Raw genomic sequence first — 2,399 nt, 5'->3', positions numbered from 1 at the left:
ACTCGGCACCGACCGAATCAACTGGAACGGAGGTCGCCTGAAACAAGCCGATCCACAGGTATTGACAATTCCTCCACCGATTCACCGAATAAGCGTTTGATCGACGGGCGTGAAAGAAGGTTAACCACCGTTGCGAAGTACGAAGCGAGCGCAGGAATATGTTCACTTAGCAAGCCGATCAGCATATCTAGTGCGTCATGTGAGTAGTATTCGCACCGCGCACCAGCCAACAGCAATCCGAAGTCATCAAACGTCAATAAGAGTTCTGTTGAAGTGTAAGAATTGTCGTCCATTGAAAACGAAGAGAACACAGCCCCTCCGCGCGGTTCGTATTTGAAATCGCTCGGCAGGGGAAGGTCGGATACGTTGTCAGGCCCGACGGCTGGAGCGATCGCCCGGACGAAAGTGGCAACAGCTCGTCCGACGGTCGATTCAACATCGACGCCCACGAGCGCGCCAGTGCCCTCTACCGAACTAGCGGTATCCGCCAGGCGCTTCAAAAGCGGAGATTGCAATGCCGCCAAGCGGTATCGCTGTATATCTCCGTGACGCATTATTCGGACCGTCCCGTCTGCACGAACGCCCATGGCAGCTCGTACTTGTCGTTCTGCGGCTTGCATATGGAGATGTGGCCCTTGCCATCCGAGGACGAGTCCACATAGTCGGTCCCGTAGCGCTCCGTTATCACTACTCCATCCGGGTTGGCCCATACAATATGAGCCCGGAGCGCAGACAGCTCTGCCCCATGTCTGCCTATCAAACCCAAGGTCCGGTCCTTAATCTCTCGGAGTACGACAGAATTTGACTGGAGGTCTATGGGAGGATAATCTCGATCATCCTGTCCCAAATCCCGGTAGCGCGAAGTAGTCCAAGCCAACCCGATGGTTCGAATCCGGCACTCGCCGGGCTGAATAGTCGAGCATTTGCGTCTAAGAGCGCGGGTTTGTCAATTTCAGACCCACCGCTGTCTAGCCACTGCTGCGCTACATCACTGAGCACTCGACGCAGGATTACGCCACCCAAGGAATGGCCAACCAGATACAGCTCCTCATACGGTGTAGATATGTCTGACCGAGCCGGGCAATCACAAATTTTCATGACGTCTGCAAACAAACTTGGGTAGAACCGCGGCAGATTTCTCCGAATCCGGTTCGCAACACCTGCGATATTCTCCTTTATCGAATCATAGCCGATGAACAGCAAGTCAGATTCAGCCCACCACAAATTCTCTGGCCGGCCAGCGTCGATCAGCGGGAAGTCCAGCCAAGTGCCCACGGATTCGCCGCGAAAGCCATGAACAAACACGACCAGCCGCCTCACCGTATGGTCGGAGTGAGAAACGAAAAATGTCCAACGCTCAGGATCGTCGAGCTCAACGAAGCTGTGCGAGAAGTGGCCGATGATCGTCGGTCGGCTTGCCTTTGTCTCCGTGCTCGTCATGGCTCCAATCGTGCCATTCACTGGCTATATACGTGGCACGACGCCCATTTCAACCGCCAGCGTCGGAGCATCGCATCAGCGAGAATGCGGCGACCTACCCCGACCTGCCAGCGATCATCGCCGATGCTGACCTCCTGATTCAGTAGTCCACAAGCCAATCGTGAATCGCCTTTTCCAGACACTTCTGCGCTAAGAGCCTATTAGCCAGCACTCACCATTTTCGGCGATCCAGGCCTTGGCCCCAGTCAATGCATTGCAGAGAAGCCACGCGACTGCCTCAGGCCCCGCAACGGTTGCCGTCACTGGCGGCCCGACGAAGTCCCCGACGGCCGCGGTTACCGCACAAATCCGCGCGGCCTCGTGCCCCTCGATGCGTAGCAGAGCAGGTGGGTCGAAATCACGCCTAACTTCGTGTACCGGTCTAAGTTCATTCGGTGTTCCCAGCTCGCCGTAGCAAAGAAGATGGCCCACCGCGATTGCCTGCTCGTCAGCCCCCACTACTTCGAAAGAGCCCAGAGTAGCTACTCCGCTAGCCAGGTTCTCGCTAAGCAGCTCGACGGCGTCGAATCTGACATTCTCCACGACTGCGGCCACTGGAGCGGCCTTCAAGATGATCTGTTGGAGATGGCCGTCAAGCTCGCCGTCGCCCGGCTCGCGAAGTTCCAGGACGACAACCCCGTAGGTCGACGCCACCGCCTTCGCGCCGGCCTGGTATCGAGCTGTCGTCACCATCACTCCCATCACTGGGCGTGTCTGATTTTGAATGTCGTCTACCACAGACCGAAACGCATGCAGCTGACCCTGTTTGATGTCGGACTTGTACGAGCGGGCCTCAAACACCACACGGTGGCGCTGCCCAACCTCATCTACAAAATCCCAAACTGAACCACCCCGGGTTTGATGCACACCTTCTTTCGAGGGAAGGTTGTTCGCATCATGCCGAAGAAGTACGACGAGGA

Annotated in this window: 3 protein-coding genes; all 3 read right to left on the bottom strand. The window is 56.5% G+C overall.

Going from position 1 to position 2,399, the window contains the following annotated elements; all coding sequences use genetic code 11:
- Window positions 1-17: 17 nt before the first annotated feature.
- Window positions 18-524 (bottom strand): hypothetical protein, encoded by a 507-nt coding sequence (locus tag ACJH7A_RS30270; protein WP_406803303.1) that lies wholly within the window; start codon window positions 522-524, stop codon window positions 18-20.
- Between the two features lie 289 nt (window positions 525-813).
- Window positions 814-1,440 (bottom strand): hypothetical protein, encoded by a 627-nt coding sequence (locus ACJH7A_RS30265; RefSeq protein ID WP_406803302.1) that lies wholly within the window; start codon window positions 1,438-1,440, stop codon window positions 814-816.
- 189 nt (window positions 1,441-1,629) lie between these two features.
- The coding region (locus ACJH7A_RS30260; RefSeq protein ID WP_406803301.1) for a hypothetical protein at window positions 1,630-2,399 on the bottom strand (770 nt) is incomplete at its 5' end.

Source organism: Mycobacterium sp. SMC-17 (genome assembly GCF_045310915.1).
Lineage (GTDB): Bacteria > Actinomycetota > Actinomycetes > Mycobacteriales > Mycobacteriaceae > Mycobacterium.
This window is presented reverse-complemented; position numbering and strand designations above follow the sequence as displayed.